Consider the following 12,728-nt stretch of genomic DNA (forward strand, 5'->3'; position numbering starts at 1 on the left):
TGTCAATGAATTTGAAACACCTGATTGAATCGGTGAGAGTCTAAGTCTCTGGTTTCAGGCAGCTTTTCTCCATGGTTGGCGGGTTGATCCAGGCTGCCGCTGGAAGCTTCTGAGGCTGCGGCATACGGTGTTTAAAACGGTTTGGTGTGCGCTGAGGCATCTGCCAGCGTAGCTTGTCGTTGCTGACGCACTTCAGCGGCACGGCCCGTGTGGACACTCTCTGGCGTCATCATGCCGATGCTGCTGGTTATACCAAGTGAAGAACATGGCGCAGTGAGCGCGCGCGTCTGCCAGCGAACCAAAGCGGGCCAGGAAACCCGGTTGATACTTCATGGTTTTAAACTGCGCCTCCGAATAGGGATTGTCGTCGGAGACGTAAGGCCTGCTGTGCGACTTAGCGATGCCCAGGTCGTTCAATAACGTAGCCACCGGCTTGGAGCGCATGCTGCTGCCTCGGTCGGCGTGTAAGGTCAGCGCTCCAGGTTCGATGCATTCCTTGGCGGCCGTGTCGGCAATAAGCTGCTCGGCCAGTTCAGCGGTTTCCTGCTCGGCCACCATCCGGCCAACCACATAGCGGCTGAAGATATTGAGGATGACATACAAGTGGAAGCACGTTCCTCTAGGTGCCTCAAGTTATATTGGCACAGGGGGCGGACGAAAAAAACACGGCAAGAGCCATTTCGGCTACAAGCTGCGCGCCAGTGTAGATAAGCGTTACAAGCTCCTGCGCAGTCATTTTTGGCCTGATCCCGGCTCGTCCTCAGTAGCGTCGGTGATAGGCGGGGCGGGCGGTGAAGCTGGTTGCCCTTGAACTATTACAGCTTGTGCGGCAAGCACCGCTTGGCCAAACCTGTCGCTTGGTCGAAACTCTTCCAACCGTCCGAGCGACACTTCCCGCTTCTCGCCATTTTCGAGCACGCGAACTTGCCAGGTGCCGGCAGAGTCGGACGTCATTTTTCGGAAGCCAACGTGCAACCCTCTATGCCAGTATGGTTCGCGTCGTGGCTTCAGTCGATCACGGCCAGAGACAGTGTAGACCCTCTCACCCATAATGCACACCTACAGTGCAAAGCCTTAAACTAGCACTATTCGAAATCACGGCCAATCCGATCGCGCGTGGCGACGCAGAAGAAAATTCTGCAGGCAAGTACGGAGTCGGTACGGAGTATGGTGGGAATTCTTCGGATCTGTTGGGAGACACGAGATGCGCCGTCTCACTATGAAAGGTGTCTCACGACAGCTCTTGCTGGCTCGCAACTAGGCCTTCACACTGCAGGGGTCGCAAGTTCGAAACTTGCACTTCCCACCAGAATTCATTGAACAAATCAAAGGCTTGCGAATTTATGTCGCAGGCCTTTTTTGTTTTGCCTTCATGGGATGCTCGATTATGATGATTCGTCGCACGCCCGCCGAAATGGCTGCGGTTGAATTCAGAGTCGTTGTTGATTCGATTTGAGGTTAAGGTCTTGCAGCTTCGCATCTCATACACCACTTCTGGGTACACAATCCGACCAATTGGGAGAGGGCGCCATGGCACGACTGCTGACGATCATCGATATCTTCAGTCGGGAATCTTTTGCCATCGTGGCCGTTGATCGGCCGCGTGGCGCCGACCTGGTAGCGCATTGAGCCGGATTATCGGTCAGGAGCCGGCAGCGCCAAGATATCTTCTTGTCGATCATGGTAGTGGCGTCCAGACAGGGCGTCGACCGTCCACGCAAAAAAGTCCTGGAAATAATTCGATGTTTAGCTAACAATCAATCATGACTTCGATCTTCAAAGCGCTCGCCGATCCCACTCGCCGCCAAGTGCTGCAGATGCTGCGTGCCGGACCGATGAGCGCAGGCACCCTGGCCGATGCCTTCAATGTGTCGAAGCCGACCATGTCGGCGCACTTCGCCGTGCTGGTGGCAGCGGACCTGATTGAGGCGGAGAAGAGTGGACGCACGATCATGTACCGACTGAAGATGTCGGTTCTCGAGGAGGCGCTCATGGGTTTTGCACAGACTTTCGGGTTACAGGTCACGCCCGAGATGCCGATCACAACCGACCATAGGCAAAAAAAGGAGAAATCATGATCATGGACCATCCGATTCGTCGTTCATTGTTGATCGCTGCGATCTTCCTGCTGGCAGCCTCGGTGCTCAATCAGATCCGGCAGAGCCACCTTGTTAGCGCCGAGACAGCCGTGCGACTGATGGGCCTGCTGATGGGCTCGGTAGTGCTCGTCTCTGCGAACGCGATTCCCAAAAGGTTGGTGCCGCTGGCGCGCCTGTCCTGCGATCCGATACGCGAGCAAACCCTTCGCCGCTTCGGCGGCTGGGTGTTGGTGCTGGGCGGCGTGGGTTATACGCTCGCGTACGCGCTAGCACCGATCTCGATCGCCGGCGCGCTGGCCATTTGCTTGCTGGCGCCGGGCGTCTTCGTTGTGGCAGGCATCGCTGCGCACTGCGCCTGGATGCACCGCAGCGCCAGGCAAGGCGGCGCTTAGGCTTGGCTGAACTCATCGGGACTTGCATCAAATCCCAAGGGATGGCGCTTGGGCCGTTCATGGTAGTCGGGCTCACCGATGCGCCGGTTCAGTCCCCTGTCGGTGATTCGGGCTAATGGTGTTTGCCTGAATCGTGGCCTTCTTCCTTGTCTGGCTTACCTGGCTTGTTGGGTTTGTCTGCTCGACCTTCGTGCCTGGGCTCCGTGTTACGGGCGAACTCGCGCACGTCTGCGTGACCTCGGCGCTGGGCTGCTTCATTAAGTGGCGCTTCGACCCTCTCAGGCGGTCTTTCATACCTTGCTACCGGAGCATCGTGAGGCGGTGATTGCCGGTCTGGTTTTGAATGCTCGCGTGGGGCCGGACGCACGTACTGTGGTTCTGATTGGCGTGCAATGTGAGCTTGATCCGGTGGCCGACGTGGCGTGCGATCGCCCACATGGTTCTGCCAGGTCTGGCGCGCTTGCGCGTCATGTGGCTTGTAGCGGTAATGCTGCTGGGCTAGTTCTCGCCGTTGCTCATCAGTTGGGTAGTTCGCCCGTGTGAAGCGTTGCTGATACCGGGGCAGAGGAGCCGGGGCAGGAGCCGCCGTGCGATTCCATCGCTGCCAATTGGAGTGTCGATGCGCCCAGTCGGGGCCCCATACCCTGTCCCAACGGGGGGGCGCATCTATCGCCCAGCTCCTGAATATCACAGGCGGATAGCGGTAATAGCGCACGGGAATGCGCAGCACGAAGAGTGGCACTGTGTCGATGGCGACCACGTCCCAGGGCCCATCGAACCATGGGCTGGTGTACCACGCGTCGTCAACGTAGACCCAATACAGGCCATCGTAGAAGAAGTAATTGGCATGCAATCGCGGTGCGTAGTAAACCGGGTACCCAGGAATGCGCTGCAAGACCGGATATTGGACTACTTGAATGGAAATGTTGACGCTTGCATTCGTGTAAGCCGGCGCCAGGTTCAACGCCGCCATCACCAATATGGTGAATAATTTACGCATAGGTCCCCCTTTGTGCGGGGTTGTGGCAAGCCTGGTTGGTTGAGTTTCAGCCACAATGATGCCAGTCTGGACCGGACGGTACTGTAATGTCTGTACGGTAGCGCACTAATAGCCAGTCGCCATGTGCATTTGCGTGAGTTTCTATGCCGGAGAAATGGAACACAATCGGAGTAGAGCAGTGCTCGATGCAGAAAATCCCACGCGGAGCCGCACATGAGTTGCGAACTGTTTTACCTCATCAGCTGCTCTGTTCCAGTTGAACGTACAAACGGTACAAACTTAAGTCCAATGCCGAACGAGCGTTGTGGTTCGGTATAGTTGGAGAGGGTGAACATGGGGCCTCGGTGGTAGCGAGCGTACAGAGCAAGTTGTTTATACAAATGCCATGTGGCGCTGACATTCCATGAATCGGTCTTTAGGCGCTTATCGCCAACTAAATGACATAGCTAGGTTCATAGGGCTGTAAGTAAAGCGGAAAATCGTCACGGGCCCTAGGCACTTCTTCCATGGCTGATGTCTGACCAAACGCAAGAAGGGGGGCACAGTATGCTGGCGGCGGCTATTGTTCTCACATTTTCTCCCTGTTTTACGGTGTTGGTGCTGCGCGAGATAGGCCTACGCACGCTGCGGAAGCGCTGATCAGTGCATTGCCACGATCCGTACCTTTTCCATCGTTTTCAGGCCGAATGCGTTCATACTTTCCTATTGCATCAAGGTAACCTCGGCGCAATTCCTCGATCTGGCTCTGTGTCAGCGTGACTTCGCTTGAAATACTGTTGGCAACGCCGCCCAAAACGGAAGTTGAATTGTTTCCTGAAGAAATCCCGACCCCCATGAGTACAGCCTTTGCTGGTGCATATGCAGTCACACCGCCGATTAAGGTAACAAGCGCGCCCCATGCGTTAAGATTTGCCTGCCGCTCAGTGCCGTCTATGCGCTTTGTCTGTAACTCTGCCAATCGAAGGGCACAGCCTTGCTGCACTTCCATGTAAAACCTAATAATTTCTCGCTCGATCGAAGTATGTTCATCATCGGTCAGTGCAGTTTTGTGAGCGACGCCTGCGAGCACTTTGGCAAGCTGGGTCCGTGATGCTTCGATTTTTTGGTCCGCACTTGCGATTGCGGTAGTAAATGCTGATGTAGCTGCCCAGCTTGTGCCACCAAGACTTAACAGCACGGGAAGAATTAACGAAAAGCGGACGAATCGCATGGCAGCCCCCTTTTAATCGATATTTGTTTGATAATTATCAAGCCCAAATCAGTTTCCGAGGGAAATTTATTGCGAAGTTTCTATTTTTTCGCGAGGGGAATGTTGTGGCGTTCTGACGCTTGCAGGACACACTGCGGTCGCTCTCAGCGGCGGTATGTTGGCAATTGACGAGCGAAGAAGAACGTCAACACGGTTCTCCCGAAAAAGGGGTTCGCGGTCGTCTTGGTGAACGAGGTGCGCATCGCGCGTGCTTCAGGGGCGTACGCGATGCCTCGACCTCAATGTAAGCGGTCGACCCGCGAATTCATCCGTTGGTCAGATAGCCGCTTGAAGGTCAAGAATGGGTCCGTTAGCATGCGCTGGTTCGATTCCTTTTCCAGGGAGAGTCATGCGTGCGATTTTTCTTCTGATTGGGCTGCTGTTGGCCAACTGGACTTCTGCAAACGGTATCGCGTTAATGGAAAAGGTCATGCTTGGAGGTGTGCAGCAATCGATCGGAATCCACGGACAGGACGTCAGCAAGCCTATCCTGCTGATCCTGCATGGCGGTCCCGGCTTCTCCGAACTCCTCCTGTTCCGGAGCTATAACCGCGATCTTGAGCGTGACTTTGTCGTTGTGAACTGGGACCAGCGCGGAGCGGGCCTCTCATATGACCCGAAGATGCCTGCTTCAACACTGCGAATCAGCCAGATTGAATCCGATGCGCACGAGCTGGTGACCCAGCTGAAGCAACGCTTTGGCCGCAACAAGATCTACTTGCTTGGCCACTCTTGGGGAACGGTGCTTGGAACTCTCCTGGCGCGCGATTATCCGGAAGACTTTCATGCCTATGTTGGTGTCGGCCAAGTGGCCAATATGGTGGAGAACGAAAAGGTTTCGATGGCCTATGTTCTCGACAAGGCGCGAAAGGACAACAACGCCAAGGCCATTCGTGAACTGGAGCGCATGCAGGTTCACTATCCGTCTGCCGACCGTCAAGGCGTGAATGACCTGAAGGCACAACGCAACTGGTTGCTCCGCTACGGCGGGGTGTTTTATGGCGACATGAATTACAAGAAAATGTTCGGCGGGGTCCACACCGAGGAAGCGGCGCTGTATCGCGATGCCCGGGGCGATAAAGGCGAGGCGCTATCGCTGATGAACCTTTGGCCCGAATTGCTTGCCCTTGATCTGCCGAGCACTGCACGCACGTTCAAGATTCCCGTCTACTTCCTGCTTGGCCGATATGATTACAACGCACCTTGGGAAGTAGCGCAAAAATACTTTGAACAGATCGATGCGCCGCACAAGGCCCTTGTCATGTTTGAGCGCTCGGGTCACTTCATCCCTTTTGAGGAGCCGGGCAAATTCAACCAGTTCATGCATGACCTGGCGGGGCGGGAATAGCTGGTCCAGGGCTTTCATCCATCTCATCGCTGCAACACAAGTGCGTCCTTTTTAGACGGCCCCACATGCAAGGCATTGAACTCATGCTAGTGTTGTAATTGAGATGTCATGTTGTATCGGTACTGTCTCCGGTTTCCTGCTTTTTTTCCATACACGTCTATGATCGAAAAAAATTCGACTGCATCTTTCGCACTCACGTCCATTGCGATCTCGGCCTCGCTGCTATACGTGGGTGTGGTGAATAACACGTCGGCCCAGGAAGGCATTCGGCCTGCATACACAGCCGATTTCGTTGCGCAGATGCTCGATTATGTCTCCCGCGACTATGCGCTCGCCGTATCGAACGGAAAAGTCATTGATGAAGATGAATACGTGGAACAACTCGTCGTCAGTGGCTCCGCGCTGGAAGTCAGTGACCAGGTAACAGCAATCAAGTCACAGCCTGCCATTCGTGGGGAAATTGCCAGCCTCATTGAGTTGATCAAGGAAAAAGCGTCGCCCGAGGCCATCAAGAAGCAGGCATTGAAAGCGCGTGATGCTATCTATGTGGCAGCCGGCACCGCGATTGCACCGCGCAATTGGCCCAGCCTGGCGCAGGGTAAACAGATCTTCACTGCGAACTGCGCGTCCTGCCATGGCGCAGTGGGCGATGGCCGAGGCAGCGCGGCGCAGACGCTGGCTTCAAAGCCAATGAATTTTCACGACTCTGCGCGCATGGCGCCCATGTCGCCGTTGTCCGTCTTCACCTCCGTCAAACTGGGCGTTCAAAACACCGCAATGCCGAGTTTTTCCTCCTTGGCGGAGGATGAGTTGTGGGCGGTTTCGTTTTATGTGCTTTCGCTCAGGCCACGTATGGAGCTACCCCTCGCTGCCAAGCTTGACCCGACTGCCGCCGATCTTTGGTTGAAGGCAGCCGCTACGCTTCCCGATGAAGAGTTGATGCAAACCCTACCTGGGTCTTCCGCTGAGCGCCTGAAGTCGCTAGCGCTGCTCAGAACCCATTCCGAAGACCGCAAGTGACCCGACACAACCTGAGAATATGGAGGGAACAAATGCTACATCAAAGATTGCATCGCCTTTTGAAGTCCTGCGTCACGCTCCTCGTTCTGCTCTCGTCATCGATTGCATTCGCTGCCACGGTGGTGCGCGGGCCTTATCTTCAAAGCGCAAGCAGCGATAGCATTATTGTGCGCTGGCGGTCCGATGTTGCGACCGATAGCCGTGTCCAGTATGGCACCAGTTCCGGCAACCTGACATCAATCGCATCCAGTGCCACATCGACCACCGAGCACATCGTCAAGCTGACTGGCCTCAGTCCGAACACGAAATACTTCTATAACGTCGGCTCCAGCAGCGCCGTGCAGGCGGGCGACTCCACGTATTACTTCGAAACCTCGCCGACAGCCGGCACCTCGGTGCCCACTCGAATCTGGGTGATCGGCGATGCGGGCACTGGAACCTCCGGGCAGGCAGCCGTCTACAATGCCTACCGCAATTACACCGGCAGCACCTACACGGACTTCTGGATGATGCTAGGCGATAACGCCTACAACAGCGGTACCGATGCCGAATACCAGAGCAATATGTTCAATATGTATCCGGAGATGATGCGCCAGTCGCCGCTATGGGCCACGATCGGCAACCACGACGGCACCAGCGCCGATTCGGCGACGCAGACAGGCCCGTACTACGACATCCACACCTTCCCGAAAAACGCCGAGGCCGGCGGGGTCGCCTCGGGGACCGAGGCCTATTACTCGTTCAACCATGGCAATATCCACGTCATCGTGCTCGACTCTAACGAAACCAGCCGTTCAACCACCGGCGCGATGATGAACTGGATGAAAGCCGACCTGGCGAACGTCACCGCGACCTGGCTGATCGCCATCTGGCACCATCCGCCTTATACCAAGGGTTCGCACAATTCGGATACCGAGACCAACCTGATCGAGATGCGCCAGAACTTCCTGCCTGTTCTGGAAAACTATGGCGTCGATCTGGTCCTCACTGGGCATAGCCATTCGTATGAACGCTCGAAGTTCATTGACGGACATTACGGCCTCTCGAGCACTTACAACAGCTCGTATGAGATCAACGGCGGCAGCGGCCGCGTCGACGGCACCGGCGCCTATTCGAAAACCTCCAGCCTGCCGCATTCCGGCGCGGTCTATTCCGTTGTCGGTGCGTCGGGGCAGGTGAGCGGCGGCACGCTGAATCATCCCGCCATGTTCTTATCGCTGAATGAGTTGGGTTCGATGGTCCTTGATGTTTCCGGCCAAACCATGGACATCAAATATCTGAACAACAACGGCACTGTGCGTGACTATTTCACCATCAGCAAAAGCACCACGCCGCCTGCCATCCCTGCAGCGCCTGCCGGTTTGACGGCAACGGCCGTTTCGTCTTCCGCCATCAATTTGACCTGGACTGACAATTCCAACAACGAAACCGGTTTTGATATCGAGCGTTCGATCGACAATGTCAATTGGGCAGCGCTGGTCTCGGTCGGCAGCAACATCCAGTCCTACGGCAATACAGGGCTAGCCGCCAGTACAGGCTACTACTATCGGGTGCGCGCCAAAAACAGCGCCGGCAACTCGGCCTATTCCAATGTGGCCAACGCGACGACGCTGGCTCCTGGTGGCACTATGGTGACGATAGACCTGCGAGACGGATTGAATGGATATGCCGGCACCCAGGATACCTACGTCGCCAGTGGTGCGAGCGGTTCCAACTTCGGCACTTCCTCTACCGTCCTGGCGGATGGGGCGGATGGATCGAATGGAGAACTGGTTTCTTTGATCCAATGGAGCGTGACCGGCATCCCGAGCACCGCCACCGTCACTTCGGTTCGTGTGAAGTTGCAGGCTTTCAATCCGAGCGCTGGCACATACCGCCTTTATGCTCGAAATGCCGCCTGGGCCGAAAACACGGCCACCTGGGCCAACGTCAATCTCGCCGGCAACCAGGGGACCGAGATCGGCAGCTTTGTACCGAGTATCAACGGGCTTCACACGATTAACCTGAATGCGGCAGGCATCGCCCTCGTGCAGGGCTGGTTGAACGGTACGGTCAGCAATAATGGCCTGACCATCCGCTCCACCAGTGGCGATGGCGTCGACCTCCGCTCTAGCGAATATGGGAAGGTCGCCCAGCGTCCGACTTTGAGCATTACGTATCAAAATTAATCGCTACTGATTAACGCGAGCTTGGCGGGGAGCGGTCCCCGCCATTTTCATGTGTGGAGGATTCCATCATGCGGTTCAATCATGTGTTGTTCGCTCTGTTTTTTTACACTGGACAGGCGCTGGCCCATGGGTCTTTGCACAGTCAGATACAGGACCTCACCAAGACGATGCTGCGGGAGGGGAAAAGCGCGAAGCTGCTCGTCCAACGTGGCCGGCTCCATATGGAGCACGGCAATAACAAGTCCGCAACACAGGATTTCTTACTGGCCCTGAAGCTCGATCCCCGGGATCGATCGGCCAATTATTACTTGGCGGAGCAGGCCTTCAATCAGGAACGATTGCCGGAAGCACGGCGCTACGCGGAAAAATTCCTGTCGATGTTGAAAGGTGAAGCGGGCGCAATAGTGCGTGGCCAAAGTCTTTACGGGGAGATTTTGTTCGCACAGGGCGAATATCGTGCCGCAGCGGCGGCGTTCCGCATCGCCGTGGACCAGGCAGCTGAACCCTCGCCCGAGCACTACCTGCATCTTGCCGACGCGCAGGGCAAAGCGGGCTCCACAGCGGAAGCGCTCGCCAGCCTGGATGAAGGCATGCAAAAACTCGGGATGTTGAATGTGCTGGAAGAGAAGTCCATTAGCCTGAATATCGATTCAAAAGCATGGGACGATGCCCTGAAGCGCCTCGATGCCATGATATTGCGAGGCCAAGGCCTGCCTGACCTTTATCTTCGCAAGGCAAGGATACTGCTTGCTGCCGAGCGCCAACCCTCGGCGCAAGAGGCGGTTCAAGACGGCTTGGCGTCAATCGACCTGATCCCTGCCGCACGCCGCGAGACCCCCGCGATGAAGCAATTGCACGCCGAGCTGCTTGCGCTGCAATCAGTGCGCTGAGCCGAATGCCTGCAGGATCCATGTCAACAAGTTGGCAAGTTGACATTTCAACGAAACTATTTCACACATTGTGAGAGTTTTGGTGAGAATCTTTACAACTGCAGCATGTTATATTTCCGGCTAGTAAGTTGCGTTAATCAAAATCACCTAGTTCATTTTGCAACTGTGCTGGCCCGCTGAAGGCTTCGCGGGCACCAAAGGCAGTCTGCATCCCAGGCACCGGTCCAAGAGATCCACCTGAGGCACCGCTCGGCGTCGCCGCATTACGCGCGCCTGGAAGTTTCACGTCCGTAAACGTATAAAAGAAACAAATGTTACCTGCAAGAATAAGTATGATCGCGGCGGCTTGTGCCGGCATGGTGTTCAGCCAGTTGGCACAAGCACAGGCGAGTAAAGATATCGACACCGATCAATTGCGCCGTACGCAAGAACGCGAAGCGCAGCAACGCAAGCAGCGCGAGACGGCGCCGGACGTGCACTTGCCGCAGCCGGCCCAGTCGGCTGCGGCCTTGCCGTTGGCGGATGAAAGTCCATGCTTCCCGATCAAACGCATTGAGCTCGATGGACAGGATGCAAGCCGTTTTGGCTGGCTGCTCGATTACGCCGATGGCCACGCACAATTGCCCCAGCCGGATCCGGTCGCAGGGCACTGTGTTGGGGCGCAGGGTGTCCAGATTGTTATCGACCGCATGCAAAACGCGTTGATTGCGCGCGGCTTTGTCACGAGCCGGGTGCTGGCAGGCCCGCAAAACCTGCAGGGCGGTTCCCTGGTTTTGACGGTTGTGCCTGGACGGGTAGGCGAAATTCGCTGGGCGCCGGAGACTGGTGCGCGCGGCAGCCGCTGGAATACGGTTCCGAGCTCCAGCGGTGAGTTGCTGAACTTGCGCGATATCGAGCAAGCGCTGGAAAACTTCAAGCGGGTACCGACGGCCGAAGCCGATATCCAGATCGCTCCGGGCAGCGAGCCCGGCACCAGTGACCTGGTGATCGCGCACCAGCAGCAGATGCCGTTCCGCCTGTCCGCCACCGCGGACGACAGCGGTACCCGCAGCACCGGCAAGTACCAGGGCAGCCTCACCTTCAGCTACGATAACTGGTGGACCATCAGCGATCTTTTCTACTTCACCTGGTTGCACGACCTCGGCGGCAGCGATCCCGGCGCTCGCGGTTCGCGCGGTCACATCGTCCACTATTCGGTTCCGTTCGGTTACTGGTTGGCCGGCTTCACGCAAAGCAAGAACCGCTACCACCAGACCGTGGCCGGCGCCACCCAGGACTACCTGTACAGCGGTAACAGCCGCAATACGGAATTCAAACTTGCGCGCGTGGTGCATCGCGATGCGGTAGGCAAGACCACTCTCAGCCTGAAGGGTTTCCAGCGTACTTCCAACAATTTCATCGACGATGCCGAAGTCGAAGTGCAGCGCCGTGTGGTCTCCGGCATGGAGTGGAGCTTGAATCACCGCCGCAGCTGGGATGGCGGAAGCCTCGATGCCGGCGCCAGTTTCCGCCGTGGCACCGGCGCCTTCGACAGCCTGCCGGCGCCGGAAGAAAATTTCGGCGAAGGTACGTCGCGTATGCGCATGTGGCTGCTGGACTCTACGGTCTCGCAGTCTTTCACTTTGGGTGGGCAGCGCCTGCAGTACACCGGCGAATGGCGCAGCCAGTTCAACCGCACGCCCTTGTCCCCGCAAGACCGCTTCTCGATCGGTGGCCGCTTCACGGTGCGCGGCTTTGACGGCAAGTCGGTTCTGAGCGCGGAGCATGGCTGGTTGCTGCGCAATGAAGTCTCGATGCCGGTTCCCGGCGGGCTTCGTGCATATGGCGGGGTGGACACCGGCCATGTCGGCGGTCCGTCCGCCCAGACCCTGGTCGGTGCCAACCTGACCGGTGCCGTCGTCGGCCTGCGTGGCCAATTGCCTCACCTGCAGTACGAGGTATTCGTGGGTGCGCCATTGAGAAAGCCTGAGCACTTCAAGACTTCCGGCTATGCCGCCGGCTTCAGCCTGGCCATGAGCCTGTAACCATCATGTCGAAATCCCTGATTGTCATTTGTCCCAAAGTCGCGCCGAGCCAGAAGAGCGAGGCCGAACTGTTCGGCGCCATGGTCTGGCTGTGGATGCATTCTTCGACCCATCAGCGGTGCCCGCTGGAAGACTTGCACCGGCTGCTGATGCCTGCGATTGCAAACGGCCAGTTCGTGCTGGCCCTGCAGAACGACGAACGGCAGCAGCCGGTTGGCCTCATGACCTGGGCCAACCTGACGCCGGAAGCGGAGCTGCGCTACCTGCAGTCGCTGGACCGGACCTTGCAGCCGCGCGATTGGGATGAGGGCGATCGGCCCTGGGTACTGGATATCGTGGCGCCCTTTGGCGACACCCCGGCCGTGGTGTCGGCCATCCGCCGTGTCCTGCCGATGAGCAGCTTCCGCTGCCTGTACCACCGGGGCCACGAAACGGGACTCAAGGTCATGCATCTCAAGGGCGCTGGCGCCACCAAAGCAGAACAAGCGCATTACTGGGCCAGCCGCCCGTTGCCGCAGAACTTCAACAAGTAAAAATC

9 protein-coding genes and 1 pseudogene are annotated in these 12,728 nt (G+C 57.0%); 8 read left to right on the plus strand and 2 right to left on the minus strand.

The features are described 5' to 3' along the window. Positions 1–40: 40 nt before the first annotated feature. Positions 41–609 (minus strand): annotated as a pseudogene (locus tag ASE26_RS17810) (transposase); the annotation flags it as partial. 1,154 nt (positions 610–1,763) lie between these two features. On the opposite strand from ASE26_RS17810, the gene ASE26_RS17815 reads away from it, so the two are divergent. Both ASE26_RS17815 and ASE26_RS17820 read left to right on the plus strand, forming a co-directional pair. Next, the gene (locus ASE26_RS17815) at positions 1,764–2,078 is read left to right on the plus strand and encodes an autorepressor SdpR family transcription factor (RefSeq protein WP_057246652.1); all 315 of its coding nucleotides are present in this window, start codon (positions 1,764–1,766) and stop codon (positions 2,076–2,078) included. Then, positions 2,075–2,491: a hypothetical protein gene (locus ASE26_RS17820; RefSeq protein WP_055928882.1), complete on the plus strand. Its 417-nt coding sequence runs from the start codon at positions 2,075–2,077 to the stop codon at positions 2,489–2,491. Before ASE26_RS17815 ends, ASE26_RS17820 begins: the two co-directional genes overlap by 4 nt. A 1,586-nt stretch (positions 2,492–4,077) precedes the next feature. Here ASE26_RS17820 and ASE26_RS30710 read toward each other — a convergent pair. Continuing rightward, a complete protein-coding gene (locus ASE26_RS30710) occupies positions 4,078–4,701 on the minus strand; it encodes a hypothetical protein (RefSeq protein WP_156397956.1) in 624 nt (207 codons plus the stop codon). Between the two features lie 388 nt (positions 4,702–5,089). Between ASE26_RS30710 and ASE26_RS17825 the strand changes: the two genes are divergently transcribed. From ASE26_RS17825 to ASE26_RS17850, 6 genes are all read left to right on the plus strand, one after another. Continuing rightward, complete coding sequence (locus ASE26_RS17825) at positions 5,090–6,088, plus strand: alpha/beta fold hydrolase (protein ID WP_057246653.1); 999 nt, start codon at positions 5,090–5,092, stop codon at positions 6,086–6,088. 159 nt (positions 6,089–6,247) lie between these two features. After that, positions 6,248–7,108: a c-type cytochrome gene (locus ASE26_RS17830; protein ID WP_162259184.1), complete on the plus strand. Its 861-nt coding sequence runs from the start codon at positions 6,248–6,250 to the stop codon at positions 7,106–7,108. 32 nt (positions 7,109–7,140) lie between these two features. Then, a complete protein-coding gene (locus tag ASE26_RS30715; protein ID WP_156397957.1) occupies positions 7,141–9,276 on the plus strand; it encodes a DNRLRE domain-containing protein in 2,136 nt (711 codons plus the stop codon). A 68-nt stretch (positions 9,277–9,344) separates the two neighbouring features. Further along, the gene (locus tag ASE26_RS17840) at positions 9,345–10,166 is read left to right on the plus strand and encodes a M48 family metallopeptidase (protein WP_057246655.1); all 822 of its coding nucleotides are present in this window, start codon (positions 9,345–9,347) and stop codon (positions 10,164–10,166) included. Positions 10,167–10,498: 332 nt separating this feature from the next. Then, the gene (locus ASE26_RS17845) at positions 10,499–12,190 is read left to right on the plus strand and encodes a ShlB/FhaC/HecB family hemolysin secretion/activation protein (protein ID WP_057246656.1); all 1,692 of its coding nucleotides are present in this window, start codon (positions 10,499–10,501) and stop codon (positions 12,188–12,190) included. A 5-nt stretch (positions 12,191–12,195) separates the two neighbouring features. Then, the gene (locus ASE26_RS17850) at positions 12,196–12,723 is read left to right on the plus strand and encodes a toxin-activating lysine-acyltransferase (protein WP_055928896.1); all 528 of its coding nucleotides are present in this window, start codon (positions 12,196–12,198) and stop codon (positions 12,721–12,723) included. The last annotated feature ends 5 nt before the right edge of the window (positions 12,724–12,728 follow it).

Origin of the sequence: Duganella sp. Root198D2 (assembly GCF_001428585.1) — a bacterium.
In the GTDB taxonomy this organism is placed as follows: domain Bacteria; phylum Pseudomonadota; class Gammaproteobacteria; order Burkholderiales; family Burkholderiaceae_D; genus Rugamonas.